Annotated in this window: 16 protein-coding genes; 11 read left to right on the top strand and 5 right to left on the bottom strand. The window is 34.3% G+C overall.

Annotated elements, in window-relative coordinates; all coding sequences use genetic code 11:
• The first annotated feature begins 268 nt into the window (after nt 1-268).
• Nucleotides 269-1,183 carry a ketopantoate reductase family protein gene (locus BLT22_RS07205; RefSeq protein WP_091762020.1) on the top strand — a complete coding sequence of 305 codons (915 nt, stop codon included), beginning with the start codon at nt 269-271 and terminating at the stop codon, nt 1,181-1,183.
• Between the two features lie 53 nt (nt 1,184-1,236).
• Here the strand turns inward: BLT22_RS07205 and BLT22_RS07200 are convergent, their stop codons facing one another.
• Nucleotides 1,237-1,563 carry a PTS sugar transporter subunit IIA gene (locus tag BLT22_RS07200; protein WP_087058005.1) on the bottom strand — a complete coding sequence of 109 codons (327 nt, stop codon included), beginning with the start codon at nt 1,561-1,563 and terminating at the stop codon, nt 1,237-1,239.
• 47 nt (nt 1,564-1,610) lie between these two features.
• Complete coding sequence (locus BLT22_RS07195; RefSeq protein ID WP_091762018.1) at nt 1,611-1,928, bottom strand: PTS sugar transporter subunit IIB; 318 nt, start codon at nt 1,926-1,928, stop codon at nt 1,611-1,613.
• A 595-nt stretch (nt 1,929-2,523) separates the two neighbouring features.
• On the opposite strand from BLT22_RS07195, the gene BLT22_RS07190 reads away from it, so the two are divergent.
• The gene (locus BLT22_RS07190; RefSeq protein ID WP_218127251.1) at nt 2,524-3,327 is read left to right on the top strand and encodes a carbon-nitrogen family hydrolase; all 804 of its coding nucleotides are present in this window, start codon (nt 2,524-2,526) and stop codon (nt 3,325-3,327) included.
• A 122-nt stretch (nt 3,328-3,449) separates the two neighbouring features.
• Here the strand turns inward: BLT22_RS07190 and BLT22_RS07185 are convergent, their stop codons facing one another.
• Complete coding sequence (locus tag BLT22_RS07185; protein WP_091762016.1) at nt 3,450-4,121, bottom strand: CAP domain-containing protein; 672 nt, start codon at nt 4,119-4,121, stop codon at nt 3,450-3,452.
• 231 nt (nt 4,122-4,352) lie between these two features.
• Here BLT22_RS07185 and BLT22_RS07180 point away from each other — a divergent pair, with 231 nt between their 5' ends.
• The 7 genes from BLT22_RS07180 to BLT22_RS07150 all read left to right on the top strand — a co-directional run bounded on the left by BLT22_RS07180 (nt 4,353) and on the right by BLT22_RS07150 (nt 11,992).
• Nucleotides 4,353-5,750 carry an MATE family efflux transporter gene (locus tag BLT22_RS07180; protein ID WP_091762014.1) on the top strand — a complete coding sequence of 466 codons (1,398 nt, stop codon included), beginning with the start codon at nt 4,353-4,355 and terminating at the stop codon, nt 5,748-5,750.
• A gap of 166 nt (nt 5,751-5,916) precedes the next feature.
• Complete coding sequence (locus BLT22_RS07175) at nt 5,917-6,543, top strand: glycosyltransferase family 32 protein (RefSeq protein WP_091762012.1); 627 nt, start codon at nt 5,917-5,919, stop codon at nt 6,541-6,543.
• 216 nt (nt 6,544-6,759) lie between these two features.
• Entirely contained in the window at nt 6,760-8,388 is a 1,629-nt protein-coding gene (locus BLT22_RS07170; protein WP_091762010.1) for an amidohydrolase, read from the top strand.
• A complete protein-coding gene (locus tag BLT22_RS07165) occupies nt 8,369-9,268 on the top strand; it encodes a YitT family protein (protein WP_091762008.1) in 900 nt (299 codons plus the stop codon). Before BLT22_RS07170 ends, BLT22_RS07165 begins: the two co-directional genes overlap by 20 nt.
• A 36-nt stretch (nt 9,269-9,304) precedes the next feature.
• Entirely contained in the window at nt 9,305-9,964 is a 660-nt protein-coding gene (locus BLT22_RS07160) for an ABC transporter ATP-binding protein (protein ID WP_091762006.1), read from the top strand.
• Nucleotides 9,954-10,718 carry an ABC transporter permease gene (locus BLT22_RS07155; protein WP_091762004.1) on the top strand — a complete coding sequence of 255 codons (765 nt, stop codon included), beginning with the start codon at nt 9,954-9,956 and terminating at the stop codon, nt 10,716-10,718. Before BLT22_RS07160 ends, BLT22_RS07155 begins: the two co-directional genes overlap by 11 nt.
• Nucleotides 10,719-11,161: 443 nt before the next feature.
• Nucleotides 11,162-11,992 carry a 3D domain-containing protein gene (locus BLT22_RS07150; RefSeq protein WP_087057989.1) on the top strand — a complete coding sequence of 277 codons (831 nt, stop codon included), beginning with the start codon at nt 11,162-11,164 and terminating at the stop codon, nt 11,990-11,992.
• A gap of 204 nt (nt 11,993-12,196) precedes the next feature.
• Here the strand turns inward: BLT22_RS07150 and alr are convergent, their stop codons facing one another.
• Nucleotides 12,197-13,366 (bottom strand): alanine racemase, encoded by a 1,170-nt coding sequence (gene alr, locus BLT22_RS07145; RefSeq protein WP_091762002.1) that lies wholly within the window; start codon nt 13,364-13,366, stop codon nt 12,197-12,199.
• A 146-nt stretch (nt 13,367-13,512) separates the two neighbouring features.
• Here alr and BLT22_RS07140 point away from each other — a divergent pair, with 146 nt between their 5' ends.
• Together BLT22_RS07140 and BLT22_RS07135 are read left to right on the top strand one after the other, a co-directional pair.
• A complete protein-coding gene (locus BLT22_RS07140; protein ID WP_091762000.1) occupies nt 13,513-14,070 on the top strand; it encodes a hypothetical protein in 558 nt (185 codons plus the stop codon).
• Between the two features lie 114 nt (nt 14,071-14,184).
• A complete protein-coding gene (locus BLT22_RS07135) occupies nt 14,185-15,522 on the top strand; it encodes a C1 family peptidase (protein WP_087057982.1) in 1,338 nt (445 codons plus the stop codon).
• Nucleotides 15,523-16,652: 1,130 nt separating this feature from the next.
• On the opposite strand, the gene BLT22_RS07125 is transcribed toward BLT22_RS07135, so the two are convergent.
• A complete protein-coding gene (locus tag BLT22_RS07125) occupies nt 16,653-16,925 on the bottom strand; it encodes a hypothetical protein (protein WP_091761996.1) in 273 nt (90 codons plus the stop codon).
• Nucleotides 16,926-16,948: the final 23 nt, after the last annotated feature.

Below are 16,948 nucleotides of genomic sequence, written 5' to 3'. Positions count from 1 at the left end.
AATGGTAGTAAGTAAGAAGAGCAAATCAATTACGTCTAACTCGTGAGCAACTAATGATAGTGAGTAAGAAGAGAAAGTCAATTACGTCTAACTCGCGAGCAACAAGTCGCAGTAAGTAAGAAGAGAAATCCGATTACATCTAACTCGTCAATCATTTCAATCTTGAGCTACAAATCAAAACTGAAAATATACCCATGAATCATGAATATGGTAAGATAGGTTCTATGATAAATACATAAATGATAATCGAAAGAATGGTGAAGTAGAAATGACTAAACAAATAATCGCAATCGTTGGCTTAGGTGCACTAGGTATTTTATATGGACAGCACTTATCAGAAGCATTAGGAAAAAATCGCGTAAAAATAATAGTAAATGAAGAAAGGAAAGCAAGATATGAGAATGAAGGCGTTTCACTAAATGGGAAAGCTTGCGATTTCAATTATGTATTAGAGACTGATAAGGGAATTCCGGCTGATTTGATCATTGTCTGTACCAAATCTCTAACACTAGATAGCGGCATGGAATCAATGAAAAATCAGGTTGGAGAACATACCACTATACTTTCACTAATCAACGGAATTTCCAGTGAACAAATTCTAGGAGCCAGATTTGGATATGAAAAAGTAATTCCTACGGTTGCAATCGGAATGGATGCGACAAGAGAAGGACAAAACGTACGCTCTAAAGTAAAGGGATGGCTTCAGATTGGAGCCGATGTACCAGAAAAAGTGCAAAGACTGATGAAGGTGAAAGAATTATTCGATGAAGCCCAATTTCCATATACTATAGAAGAAGATATTCTGTTGAAAATCTGGCAGAAATTTATTATGAATGTAGGGGTAAATCAAGTTGTGATGGTAAACGAAACAACTTATAAAGATATTCAGACAGGAGGAAACTTTCATCAACAGGCTTGGGCAGCGATGGCAGAAGTTGTATTGATAGCAAAAGCAGAAGGAATTCCATTGCAGGAAGAACATATTCAAAATGCATTTGATATTATTGATACAGTAGATCCAGACGGTATGCCTTCAATGCGACAAGATGGTCTAGCCAAAAGACCAACTGAAGTAGAACTGTTTGCAGGAACCATTTTAGCCAAGTCTAAAGAACATAATATTCCAACACCTGTCAATAAAGCATTATATACAAAAGTAAAAGAAATGGAGCAGTTATTTTAAGGGTAAACAAAAGGGACCTTAGATTTTTCTAAGGTCCCTTTTTAATAAAGTTATCAACGTGTTTTATATAAATCTACGATTTCTACAGCTAAGTCTTTAAATGTAATAGCATTCATCAAGTGGTCTTGACCATGTACCATCAATAAAGAGAGTTCTACACTATCTCCTGAGGCTTCTCTTGTCAATAATCCAGTCTGAGAATGGTGTGCACGTGTTAAAGCTTCATCTGCTAATTTCAAGCTCGCTTCAGCAGCTTCGAAATCATTTTCTTTAGCTGATTGAATGGCTTCCATTGCGTTACCTTTAGCGTCACCACCATGCATAATTAATCCCATGATAGTTTGCAGCATTTCTTCTTGTTCTTGTGATTTTTCTGACATATTAACTTCCTTTCTTAAGGCATTTTCATGAATAATTGTTAAAGAAATTAGTTGCTTAATTCTAAAGCTTTGTCTAGAACTTTTTTCCCATTCATCATACCGTAATCTCTCATGTCGATTACTTCTACAGGGATGCCTTTTCCTTCAACTTTTGTTTCCATTTGTTTTTTTAAGAATTTCACTTGAGGGCCTAACATTAATACATCTACAGGTTTAGATTCTAGATAGCTATCTGCTTCATTTGCTGAAACTGCAAAGATGTCAGTTTCTATTCCATCTGCTTCAGCAGCTTTTTGCATTTTTGTAACGAGCATACTAGTACTCATTCCGGCAGCACATACTAACATAATAGTTTTCGTTGACATAGTAATTTCCCCTTTTTTGAAACAATTTTAATACGTATACGATAGCTGTAGGCTACTCGGCAGGCATTCTAATTATCAGCAAGTCTGAACGCGTTTACATTTATTTCTCAAAAGAACGAACATTTTCATATACTTGATAAAAAATTAGCAGCGCCATAAATCCTACGTTGAAATCGTTTACTACTATATACTATTTATACACTAATTATGATGTGAATTCAATAGTTATAAATTTAGATAAAACTATATTAACGTTTATAAGCGTTCTTAAGAGCGATTTGTGCGAATGGTATTTAGTTTATTTGCAATTGTAACTTCTGGATTTTGATGAAGATAAGTTCGAGAAAAAATTCAAATAGATGTTATACAAAATATAGTCAAATAAAAATATTTCTTAGCTTATAACATGAATAACGATTTAATTAATCAGGCTGATTAATTAAAAGTAGTACAATAAATTATGGTAGACTAGTTTGGAAAATCAAGTGTATTACAAGTATAGAGTGTTGATGGTAAAATTGATTTAAAGAATAGAAATTTGTATCATTTTATTAATAGAAGGTTTTTTATTTGATCATTAAAATAGAGAATGGTGATGAACAAAATGAAAGTTAGTGCAATCCAGTTAAACTTGGCATTTGATAATCCGGATCAGAATGAGAATAAGATTGAAAAAAAGATAAAGAAAACAATGGAAACTTTTCAACCAGATACGATTGTATTACCTGAAATGTGGAATGTATCTTTCTTTCCAGATGATATTCAAAAGAATGCAGACCAGGAAGGTAAACGATCTAGAGCTTTTCTTAGCCGTTTGAGTAAAATGTATCAAGTGAATATCGTAGGAGGAACAGTAGCGGCTGTTTATGATGACCAGTACTATAATTCAAGTTACCAATTTGATCGAGAAGGAAAGCTAGTCCACACTTATCATAAAGTACACTTGTTTTCTCCGTCTAAAGAACAGAATAAATTTACGTCAGGTCATCAATTAGGGATATTCGAATTAGACGGAGTAAAGGTAGGGATAGCCACCTGCTATGATTTGAGATTTGTAGAATGGATAAGGTTACTGGCATTAGCAGATATTGAAATTTTGTTTATTCCTGCGGCATGGCCAAATCCTCGAGCGTCCCATTGGGAGATTTTGCTGCAAGCAAGAGCAATTGAAAATCAGTTATTTGTAGTAGGAGTAAATAGCGTAGGAACGACAGATAAGCTCACCTTTTGTGGGCATTCCCTTATAGTGGATCCTTTTGGGGAAAAATTAGCTACTTCAAAAAACGAAGAAGTTATTTTAAATGCAACCTTAGATTTAAAGAAACGCAAAGTTACTAAAGAACAAATCAATGTATTTCAGGATCGACGACCAGATTTGTATAAGCAGTACCGAATGTAAATGAGGTTAGAGCTATTTCTATTAGATGTAAGTTGAAATAGGAAAATATATAAAACAGCTAGTGCTTTTATGGTGAGTAAGCACTAGCTGTTTATAGGATTTTTATGATTGCTAATTTTTTATTAAATAGGGGTTCCAAACATTTGAGTAGCATATAAAAACTCACCATCATAATGGACACCAATTCCAATTTCTTCATACTCAGGGCGCACCATGTTTTCGTAGTGACCTTCACTTTCGACCCAGCCATTAAATAATAGTTCAGCCATTTCTTTTTCATCTAAATAATACGTAGCCATTCCTAGATTCTCTCCGACAACACGATAAGGATAAGCTAACCCATTTTCTTCAAAAACAGTAAATGGATTTTTCCCGTTAGGACGAGTATGTGAGAAAGAGGTTTCTGTCTCCTTAGCTCTAAGGTCTGCAGCTTTTTTTAGTATGTCATTTTTTTTCAAGTTATTTAATCCCTGTTCTTGTCTTAAATTATTTAATAGAACAAAAATACGCTCTTCAACTACTTGGTAATCTACTTCAGAAGTTTTTAATGGAGGTGTGGAAACCGATTGGTCGGATTCTTTACTTATGTCTAGCGAGTCTCCTTGAGTATTCATATGGAGGGATCTATTAGTTGAGCGACTAAAGTCTGTCCACTCGCTTGGAGAAGGAATGATATTTACAACTGTTTCCAACCACTCTCCAACAACAGTACCATGTAGAATCCCCGTCGTTGCTAACCAGAAACCGAAAACTATGGCAAGAAGTAAAGTGATTAATTTTCTAATAACTTTCATACGATATTCCAGCTCCTTATTTTTATCTCTACAATATTGTATCAGAAAAATAAAAAAATGCTAGATTTCAGTTTGGGAGGTATCTATTTAACTCATTGTTACAGGTAAAATTGAAGAAAAAAAGGTTCTGCTTTTATTCGGTTTATGATTTGGGTATAATAGCAAAGTTAACTAAAATATTAGGTAAGATTAAAAATAAATTTTCAGATAGGTAGAATAGGTGTGTAATCTATGAAAAATATGAAATCAAACAAATTAGGAACAATGCCAATGAACAGACTTGTATTAAATTTATCATTACCAATGATGATTTCAATGCTGATTCAATCGCTATACAATGTAGTAGATAGTATGTTTGTGGCACAGATCAGCGAAGAGGCATTGGCTGCTCTTTCTCTTGCCTATCCTGTTCAAATGTTAATGCTCGCTATACAAGTGGGTTCAGGAGTAGGGATGAATGCAGAGCTATCGAAAAGATTGGGAGAAGACAGAAGAGATTTAGCAAGTGAAACTGCCAATAATGGGGTCTTTTTAGGATTCATTCATTATGCAATATTTTTGATATTAGGATTATTATTAATTCGTCCTTTTTTTCAAGCTCAAACAGATAATCCAGTTATTATTCAGTATGGAATAGAATATACGATGATTATAACAACCTTTTCTATTGGGAAATTCATGCAGTTCGTCTATGAACGTACACTTCAGGCGACTGGTAGGACAATGTACACGATGATCACTCAGGGAACAGGCGCAATTTTAAATATAGCATTGGATCCTATTCTGATTTTTGGACTATTTGGATTTCCTGCTATGGGTGTTTATGGAGCGGCTATTGCCACGGTATTCGCTCAAATTGTTTCAGCATTGATGGCCTTCACTTTTAACGCTAAATTTAATGATGATGTAGATATGAAATACAAAGGTTTCCGACCGAATTGGACAGTGATCAAACGAATCTATTCTGTAGGAATACCCTCTATGATAATGACCTCAATAACATCATTAGTTACATTCTTATTAAACAATATTTTACTACAATTTACTTCAACTGCTACAGCTGTATATGGGGTTTATATTCGTCTACAAGGATTTGCTTTTATGCCGGTTTTTGGCTTGAACAATGGAATGATTCCTATTGTTTCATTTAATTATGGAGCTAGAAACAAAAAACGGATGATTCAAGCAATTCAAATTTGCCTCATTTATGCAATTAGTTTAATGTTAACAGGAACAATATTATTTCAACTCTTTCCCACGCAACTGCTAGGTCTCTTTAGTGCTTCAGAAGAAATGACAGCAATTGGAGTGTCTGCACTTAGAACAATTAGTATCAGTTTTATATTAGCAGGTTTCAGTATAATTATGGGGACTGTATTCCAAGCTTTGGGAAATGGCATGCTTAGTTTATGGGTAAATGTCATTAGACAGCTGGTTGTGTTAATTCCTGCAGCATATTTATTATCGCTCACAGGAAATGTCCATGCAGTGTGGTGGGCAATTGTCATATCTGAAGCCGTTGCCGTTGTCTTTTCTGCTATCGCTATGCGATATGTGTATAAACAAAAAATAAAACCAATGTCAGATAATATGGAAATTAATCGTGAACGTTTTGCAGAAGATTCTTAAATAAGAATAGATAATGATTTAAAAACATGAATATAGCTAATATGAAATGAATTTTTAACTACTCAAGCCTTTTATTCGATTTTATAGGGATCTCTTTGTTACAATTAGATTAAAGTTTTCAGGAAAATTTCATGATAACTATCTAATTAACTAAGGAGAGAGAGAAATGATACCTAAAATTATACATTATGCTTGGTTTGGTGGAAATGAACTAGGAGAACTAGAAAAAAAATGTTTAGCAAGTTGGAAAAAATATTGTCCAGACTGGGAAATCATGGTGTGGGATGAATCAAATTTCAAACCAGAAGATCATGGGATTTATACTAAACAGGCTTACGATGAAAAACAGTGGGCTTTTGTATCAGATGTAGCTAGATTATACGCTTTGAAAGAATATGGAGGCGTTTATGTAGATACAGACATGGAATTAATAAAACCAATTGATGATTTTAGAGATCTCCCAGCATTCTTCAGCTTTGAAATTGAAACAGAGATTTCAACAGGGATAATCGGAGCAGAACCGCATCATCCGTTTATTGAAGAATTGTACAACGATTATGATGGACGTACATTTATACAAGAAGATGGTTCTCATGACCGCAAAACAAATGTCATTAGAATCACGGAGATTATGACAGAACGCGGATTGAAACCAGATAATACTAAACAAGTAGTTGAAAACTGTCATATATTCCCGCTAGAGTATTTCTCTCCAAAAGATTATTGGACTAGAGAAGTTGATGCAACAGATAACACATATGGAATACATCAATTTACAGGTAGTTGGCTGTAAATTGGTATAGATTGGAAAACAAATTTCTGCCCGATTAATTAATCAGGCAGAATTTTTTTGTTTTCAGGTAATAAAAATTTTTCATTTCTTTAGACGTTAAGCTAAGTTAAATAGGACTATTTTTTTGACCTGGATTAATTATAGTTAATTTTAAAAACTGTATTCACAGCTCATTCTCGTGATACAATAGGAATTGAATTTAGGAGGCGAAGTTGGTTGGAATTGTATATAAATGGAACAATCTACATAGAAAGAGAACAGTTTGCTACAGCAATGTTAGTAGATGATGAGTACATAAAAGCTGTTGGAGGACGTGAACTGTATAACAAGTATAAAGATGAAGCAGAAGTAATTGATTTAAAAGGGACTACAGTTATTCCAGGTTTGAATGACGCTCATCTTCACTTTCTTATGACAGCAGAATATTTAGAAATGCTAAAATTAACTGATGTAACCTCTATGCAGGAATTGATTGAACGTTCTAGAAATTATATCAAAGAAAAAAAGTATACCGAAGAAGACTTCTTGTATACGGAAGGTTGGAATCAGAATTACTTTACAGATATTCAGAAAATTCCTGATCGAACAGACCTAGATAAGATTTCTACAACAATCCCTATTGCAATGGTGCGAGTCGATCGTCATATCATGAGTTTAAATTCAAAAGCTATCGAACAACTGAATATTACCAAGTATTCTTTTCCAAAAAATGGTGGAGAAGTTAAAAAAGATGCTAATGGTGAACCTACCGGAGTATTAACAGAAGGAGCTATTGATTTGGTACGGCCATTTCTTCCAGAATCCAGCAGAGAAGAAAAGAAAAAGTTATTGAATCAAGCTATGAAATTGGCAAATAGTTATGGGCTTACCTCCATGCATGTGAATGATGCAAAGGATGATAAAATCGCAGATACGTTGTCTTTGTATCAAGAGTTAGAAGCTGAAAAGAAATTGAGTCTGCGGTTTTACCATCAAATCTGGTTCAATGACGATGCCTATATGCAGCCATTCTTTGATAAAGGCTATAAACTTGGACAAGGTAGTCTCTATAATCAAATCGGGCCTGTAAAGTTATTTTCAGACGGTACATTGGGAGCAAGAACAGCAGCACTTAGAGAAGCTTACTCTGATGATCCGGGAAACTATGGCGTTGAAACGAAAACACAAGAGCAATTGAACCATGAAGTACAGGTTGCAGTAGATAATGATTTCCAAGTTATTATACATGGTATTGGAGATAAAGGTGTTGAGAGAATCCTAGATGCTTTTGATTATGCTTTAGCAGGTAAGCCAAATGACCTGCGATTAGGTATTAACCATATTCAAATAACGGGTAAGGATTTACTGGAGCGTGTGATTGATAAAGGGTATCTGACTTATGTACAGCCTATTTTCTTAAATGATGACATTCCCATCCTGTATGAGAGAATTGGGGGAACACGTGCACATGGGTCTTATGCATTTGAAACGTTAAGAGAAGCAGGAGTACATCAATCACTTAGTACGGATGCCCCTATAGTAACGTTTAATCCGTGGGCTAACCTATATTGCGCTGTCACGCGTAAACGATTAGACGAACAGGCGGGATATGCTTTTTTACCAGAAGAAGCAATGGATATTTTTGCTGCAATAGACGCTTATACTTATGAAAGTGCCTATGCGAGTTTTGAGGAAAATATTAAAGGAAGAATTAAACCTGGATACTTAGCAGATTTTGTTCTGTTAGACCGAAATATCTTTACTTGTGAACCACATGAACTCAAAGAAGTACAAGTTCTTTCTACAATAGTAGGGGGGAAAGAAGTATTTAGAAGGGAGAACAATAATGAAATCAATCGCAAATAAAGAAACAGCTAAGAACATGATGTTAATTATTATCGGTTCTTTTTTGTATGCCATCAGTGTTAACGTGTTTACTGTTCCAAATGATTTAGCAGAAGGGGGACTAACTGGATTCTCCTTGATTCTTTTTTATCTTACAAAAATAGAGCCATCCTATACCATTTTCATTTGTAATATCGTGATTATTGCAATTGGATATAAATTTCTTGATAAAAAAACATTGAATTATACTCTTGTAGCTAATGGAATTATATCAGTATTGCTTTTAGTTGTAACAAAATGGGAATTTATTCCTGAAACAACATTACTTGCGCCTATTGGGTCAGGGATTTTTATGGGTGCCGGAATCGGGTTGATTATGCTGGGTCACGGAACTACAGCGGGAAGTGATATTTTAGCAAAGATTATGCAAAAATACCTTGGAATAAACATTCCAACTTCATTACTATTAATTGATATATTTATTGTCTTACCAAGTGTGTTTATTATTGGAACAGAGAATGTCTTTCTTACATTAGTCAATTTATATATTCAAACTAAGATGATTGACTTTGTTTTGGAAGGATTAAATCCAAGGAAATCTATTTTTATTATTTCAGAAAAATATGATGCGATCGCTAAACAGATTGAAACACAGATTGGGCGAGGAATTACTCTGCTGGATGGAAGTGGTCACTATACGGGTAATAAAAAACAAGTTTTATATATTATTATTAGCCGTCGTGAAGTATTATCAATAAAAAGAATTGTTGAAGCCATCGATCCCAATGCATTTGTGACTATTTCAGATGTACAAGAAGTTACTGGAGAAGGATTTACCTATTTACCACAGGAAGAACAGGCTGAAAGAATAACAGAAGCCGAAGAACAAGGGTTACAGTGACCACTAATACAGAAATAACATACATGGAGTGATAAAATGGATACACCAATTATATCTCTAAAGCAGATTAGTTTTAAGATTGCTCAAGAAATGATTTTAGAAGATATTACTTTCGATATTCAAAAAGGAGAAGTCTTGACCATTACGGGCCCTTCTGGTAGCGGGAAAAGTACGTTACTCAAACTTATCGGAAGTTTATTCAGTCCCACTGAGGGAACAATTGTTTATAAAGGGAAAGAATTAAAGAAGATTGATCCGGAAATTTATCGAAAAGAAGTTTCTTATTTTTTTCAGAATGCTTCTTTATTCGATCAAACCGTGAAAGATAACTTGGTTTTCCCTTATTTCATAAGAGATAAGGTAGCTGATGAAAGATACATTAAGTCATATTTAGAAAAAGTGAAGATTCCTGAATCCTATTATAATAAACCAGTTGCAGAATTATCTGGTGGAGAAAAGCAGCGAGTGGCACTGGTTCGGAATCTTTTATTTCAGCCAGAAGTATTGTTATTAGATGAAGTAACAAGTTCTTTAGATGCTAATAACAAAGCCATTATACATTCAGTCCTTTCGGATTTGAATAAAGAGAAACAAGTTACTATTGTAAAGATTACACATGATGAAACCGAACTTGCAGATTCAACTAGACTTCTGCATATTGTAAACGGCCGTTTGGAGGAAAATGATGGGAAATAATCTTGAAATCAATAATCTGTCATTAATATTTTCTACAGGACTTTTAATGATCGCAATCTTTATCGACTACAAGCAGAAATTAGGGCTTGGAAATGAAATCTTTATAGCAGGATTGAGAGCAGTCATTCAGCTCTTTATCATAGGATATGTATTAAGTTATATTTTCCAGTTAGATAATGTGTTGGTGACATTAGCAATGGTATTATTTATTGTGTTCAATGCTGCTTATAATGCTCATAAAAGAAGTGAAGGCATACCTGATTCGTTTAAAATTTCTATATTTTCTTTAGGAACAGGTACAGCAATTACGTTAGGGTTGTTAGTTTTCACTGGAGCTATTGAGTGGGTGCCTTCACAGATTGTACCTATCACAGGAATGATAGCTAGTAATGCTATGGTGGCGATGGGATTGACTTATCGTGCCCTTAATCAGAAATTCCAAGATCAGAGACAACAAGTATTAGAAAAATTAGCATTAGGAGCAAATGAGAAGCAAGCTTCAATGAGTATTATTAGAGAGAGCGTTAAAACAGGTATGACTCCTTCAATAGATAGTACAAAAACAGTAGGACTGGTTAGTTTACCCGGGATGATGTCAGGGTTGATATTTGCAGGAGTAGAACCTACGGAAGCAATTCGGTATCAGATTGTCGTAATGTTTATGCTTATTGCAGTTACGAGTATTTCTAGTGTAATCGCAAGTTTTTTAGCTTATAAACGATTTTACAATGATCAGAAACAACTGATTCAATAGAAATGTAGTCAATTGACAAATAATTTTAGGTGTACGGAATATTACAGCAAATACTGGTGAAAACGGATCCTTTTGAAAGTGAAGCGAAAGAAATGTAAACACTATGACAGACAAACTGATTGTTAAAGTATTAATATACAATCATTCAATGCTAAATGTATATTATTATGTATAAACCAAACATAATTTCTTGATTTTACTAAATAGTGTTATTAGTAATGTTCTGCAACACAACTGTAAAAAAGTAAGTACAATAATACAGAAACACTAAAAAGGCGTAACAACAGGCATATCCCCCTTTTATTTTTTAGATAACGTGGTAAGATTACTTCTGGTCGCAGATAGATTAGAAATTTTGACAATTAATCTATTATACATTCAAGCATTTGCGACAGATGATCAATCATATGATATCGACTAAATGAAAAGGAGCACGACAACTTATGTCTACAGTGCAGAAATATTTAATTAAAGCAGGAGCGACGATTGCGTTCGCATCAATGATAACTTTTGGAGCAACAAACGAAGCAAGTGCAGAAGAGATGTCAGCTAAAAACTGGGAACCAAGAACAGTTGCAGAAATTACATCTGAAATTGAAGAACAGAAAGCGGACCAGAATGATCAAGAATCAGTAAGTTATACTTTCCAATGGGGAGATACTCTTTGGGGTATTTCTGAAGCTACTGACTTATCAGTAGATAAATTAGCTAAAGTTAATGACATTGATAATCGCAGCATGATTCATGTTGGAACAACAATCTATTTGAGTGGAGATTCTTCAATTATTTCTGTTGAAAACGATGACGAAGTTGTTAGTTATGACGTTTCTGAAGAAGAAGTAGTTGAAACTGAAACACCAAATGAAGTAGAAGAATCAGTTAAAGAGGAAGAAGTAGTTGAAGAAGAAAGTAAACCAGCTACCGAAGCACCTCAAGAAACTGAGGTAAATACTTCTTCATCCGCAACAGAAGAAGCTGCGCCAGTTGCTGGTAGAACGGTTACGGTTGAAGCAACTGCTTATTCAAGAAACCAATCTAATCTTGGAAATATTACCTATTCAGGTATTGATTTAAGAGAAAATCCAAATGTGATTGCTGTTGATCCAAGTGTTATACCATTAGGTTCTACAGTTTATATCCCAGGATATGGAGAATTTGTTGCTGGAGATACTGGTGGGGCAATCAATGGGAACCGTATTGATATCCATATGACAGATCTTCAACAAGCACTTCAATTTGGGCGTCGCTCAATGGAAGTACAAATTTTAAATTAATTTTAATAGTAGATATGAAAAAGTCAAAGTGCTTGTTTAAGCACTTTGACTTTTTTTATTTATCTTATTTAGTTATGGAATATTCTTAGAGGGTATTGTTACATATCATAACGATAGAAAAATAGTCAACTACTAATTATAATGCAATAATACCTTATTAATAAATTGGCAAGTTATTCTATAGTTGAATTTCAAAATGATTGATTAATCCAGTAATGTATTATTTCGAACAACTACCTTGCCTTGTTTTTTATAAACACGAGGAATTCTTTTTCCAATTCCACATAAGAGTTCATAATGAAATCCGTTCGTCAATTCAGCCATTGTATATAATGAAGGATATTGATGATGAGGATCGCCGAAAAATACAATTTCGTCATCTTTTGAGATAGAATCAACTTCGCTCACGTCCAACATGATCTGATCCATGCAAATTCTCCCCACGATTGGAGCTTTTGCTTTATTTACAGTTAAATACCATCGATTGGATAATTGTCGGGGAATACCATCAGCATAGCCTAAAAGGATAGTGGCAATTTGCATTTCTTTTTCAGCGGTAAAGGTTCGACCATATCCAACGGTGTCTCCGGGATGTATGGTTTTAATAAAAGCAGCGTGTGTGGTTAATTTCATAACAGGTCTCAAATTAATAAACTCTTCCATCTTTTTATCTGGATGATAGCCATATAGGGATATCCCTGTCCGGATCATATCCAAATGGAACTCAGGAAAAGCCAGAGTTGCAGCGGTATTACAGCAATGCTTAATCTCAAAATGAATATGCTTTCTTTCTAAATAATCGGCAATAGTCATAAATTTATGAAATTGTTCTTTAGTGAAAGAAGGATCAGTTAAATTTTCAGCATCGGAAAAGTGGGTAAAGATTCCGGCATTTTTAATATAAAGAGAGTCTAATTCTTTCATTACTTCTAGGGCTTCTTCAGAAGAGCGAACACCAATACGCGACATTCCTGAATCTATTTTTAAATGGATTAATGCCGTCTTTTTTAATTCTTCAGCTTTTAAGCGGATAAGATGGGCGATTTCTTTGGTAAATACGGTGATGGCGATCTCATTTATAATAGCAGTAGCAATGGTTTCTTCTTCAATAGGGCTAAACATTAAAATGGGTGTTTTGATACCAGCATCTCTTAGTTCCAACGCTTCATCTAAAACAGCTACTGCTAGATAATCAGTTCCTAAGCTCTCCAATTTTCTACTAACTTCAACTGCCCCATGACCGTAAGCATCGGCTTTGACTACAGACATAAATTTTGTTTTAGGAGAAAGAAAATCTTTCATCTTTTTGTAATTATATTCAATATGATCTAGGTTGATTTCTGCACGTGTAAATCGGTAACTACCATAATTCATTTTTAATCATCATCCTTATCGTTTGTTGTGGTTTATTTTATCACGAAAACAGTAAGACAATAAGTCGAAAATACATAATTCTCGTGATGTTGATTCGATATTGGTACAATAAAGAAGAAATGGATTAAACTGAAGGAGCTAATATAATGAAAAAGTGGACTAAGGGTGGCTTGCTTTTAATGGCTAGTGTTATTCTTACAGCCTGTACCGATGTGGATGCTCCAAAAATTGCCCCAGGAACAAACCAAGAAGAGAATAATGACAGTTCTACAACAGAAGAGAGCGACCTTGCTGAAACAGATGCTCAGATGGCGGTACTTAAGGTGGATCTATATAATACTAATTCTAAAATTGTCGGAACTGCTATATTAGATGAAGGTGAAGAAGGCTTGTCATTAACGTTGAATCTTGAAAAGGTGAATTCCGGACAATTAAGGGTACAATTTCATGATAATGGATCGGCGACGCCACCAAGTTTTGAGGATGCTGGAGAGGAGATTTCATTTTCAGATACACCAGAAATAGAAGTTTCTGAGAACGGTGTTGTTGATCAAACCTTTGTACTGGAGAATGTATCCATCCTACCTAAAGAAGAGGGGACGCTCGCTACTGAGAATGGAACTTCCATTATTATTCACAGCAAAACAGGGGATACAGCATCAGATAATAGAATAATTGGTGGAGTCATTTTTCCTCCACAATAATTATAGAAAAATGACTTATTCTTCAATGAATAAGTCATTTTTTATATGACACCTTGTCATTTCCAAAACTCTTCGGTATGATAGTACTAATTCAACAAAGAAGGGGAAGTTCAGATGACGATCAATGAAAATCTTTTAACATCGTACCAAAAGAAATTCGATTCAAATTCAGCCAATCATGCGGTTAAACAAGCGATTGCTAAAGTAGGTATAGCAGATGCCTCAATTGACAATAATATGTTTAGACGCCATTCATTTGTTTTTTCAGATGAAACAAATAGAGGAGACATTACGAATCAGAAATCTAGTGGACGCTGCTGGATGTTTGCTGCATTAAATACAGCAAGAGTAGATACAATGAAAAAACTTGATATAAAGACGTTTGAGTTTTCTCAAAATTATACGCTTTTCTGGGACAAACTTGAAAAGTCTAATTACTTTTTAGAAAATATTATTGATACTGTTGAAGAACCATTGAATTCGCGTCTAGTCCAACATTTATTATTTGATCCTATCCAAGATGGTGGACAATGGGATATGTTTTCTGGGTTATTAGAAAAATATGGCGCTGTACCTAAATCAGTAATGCCAGAAACCTATCATTCATCAAACACACGTGAGTTGAATAGTTTACTCACTGGAAAATTAAGAGATTTTGCTGCTAAACTCCGTGATGCATATAAAGAAGGCAAAACAAAAGAAGAATTACTTGCTCAAAAAGATGAGTATTTGTACTTTGTTTACAATCTTTTAGTCAAAACTTTAGGAGAAGTTCCCACAACTTTCACTTATGAATATAAGGATAAAGAAGATAAGTTCCACCGGATTAAAGATATCACTCCACAAGATTTCTTTAAAGAATATGTAGCATGGGACCTAGAAGATAGAGTTAGTCTTATAAATGCACCTACTGAAGATAAACCTTATGGCAAAGCTTATACTGTGAAATATTTGGGAACTGTAAAAGAAGCAAAACCAGTTACTTATATCAATGTACCGATTGATGTTTTGAAAGATGCTGCCGTTGCTGCTATTAAAGATGGAGAACCAGTCTGGTTCGGTTGTGATGTTGGTAAGATGCTGGATCGTAAAGCAGGAATCATGGATCATCATGCATACGATTATGAAGCAACATTAGGAGAAGCCATCGAATTAACTAAAGCCCAAAGATTAGACTATGGTGAAAGTTTATTAACGCATGCTATGGTTTTTGTCGGCGTAGACTTAGATGAAGAAGGTAACCCAATCAAGTGGAAAGTTGAAAATAGCTGGGGAGATAAATCTGGGGATAAAGGGATCTACTCAATGAGTAATAAATGGTTTGAAGAATACAACTATCAAATCACTGTAAGTAAAAAGTATGTTGATGAGAAATGGTTGAAAGCACTTGAAGAACCAATTACTGAATTAGAACCATGGGACCCAATGGGTGCTTTAGCAATGGTGCAGTAAATCCACATTTGTTGTCATAGATTTTAAATTAGAGAGTAAAAAAGGAACGATCTGATAAGTCTAGAATGAATCTAACTTATCAGATCGTTCCTTTTTCTGTTTTTGTAACATGTATATTTTTGAATAAAAGATTTATTAACAAATGAATGATGGATTAAACGGAAAATCACTTTCAATTGTTAAGAAAAATGCGGACTCAGGTTAAATTATACCTAAAGCGTCTGGATCTTATGCTTATAATTCCGGTGATGCTTATTATGCTTTGCATAATGTAAAGTATTCTGTTACATTTACTAAAACCAGTACTGGGGTTAGGACTGCTTATTTTATTTCTGATGTATATGACTTTGAGTGGGGCAAATATGATGGTTTTGCTGGATTTGCCGCAAATTATGCAAAGGCTATGGAAACGAATGGTTACAATAGACCTTACAATATTTATATTTCATATGTTATGAGATAACAGCTCTTAAATCTGCAAATAATAGGATACAAAAAGAAGGTAAAAACGAGGAAAATCAATTTCGATAAATGGTTAATTATAGGCTTAATCACTTCAGTTTTAAGTATAATAATTGGTTATACAATTGGCTATATTCTGTGGGCTATTTTTATACCTACCCAAGATTATAACTTATCGACTGATGAGCAGTTGCGAGCAGCACAAAGAGAAGCTGCTTTAAATTACCCTTTAGGAAGATTTCTTCTATATATAGGATTTATCGGATTAGCTATTACAACGTTAGGATATCTGTTGAGATTCATTCAGTCTAAACGTCAGAAATAGAATAGTTCAATAAGATGCAAGTATATCGTAACTCGATAAGTTATGGTGTACTTGTATTTTAGTTTTCGAAAAATCAGAGATTTGTGAGTGATAATGAATCAGTATAGTAAATTGAAAGGAACATATGGAATAAACGTAAGGTCATGTTTGATAGATTCATTAATAAGCAACAAGCGCAATGATTACTTATATACCAATGATTTTAACCATTCTTTACTTTTAATAAATAACGAAAGTAGTCTGTATCCCTGGCAGCTAATAAGTGCTTTAGCAATGGTGCAGTTATTAACCACAAGATAAAGGCTATCTGACAGAGGTAAATGAACCAAGTCAGATAGCTTTTTTAGTATAGTTCCATATACAGATAAATAGAAGAGCCGATTGCACCGCCGATTATGAAATACATGATCATTTGAATAGGGATAAACCATCTGATTTCACTTAAATCTTTGTGCTTATTAGTAGTGACTTTAGAAAGTAGAAAATAACCAATTCCTACACTGATTCCTAGTACCGGTAACATTAGCTGTACTTGTTGTGGTCTCCATAAACCGAATAGTAACCCAATAATAAACCCTAATAATTGTAGTAATCTACGCTTCGTTTTGGGAATCATAATCCCTCCTTGTTTAACTTTGT

The organism is Marinilactibacillus psychrotolerans, from assembly GCF_900101525.1.
GTDB lineage: Bacteria > Bacillota > Bacilli > Lactobacillales > Carnobacteriaceae_A > Marinilactibacillus > Marinilactibacillus psychrotolerans.
This window is presented reverse-complemented; position numbering and strand designations above follow the sequence as displayed.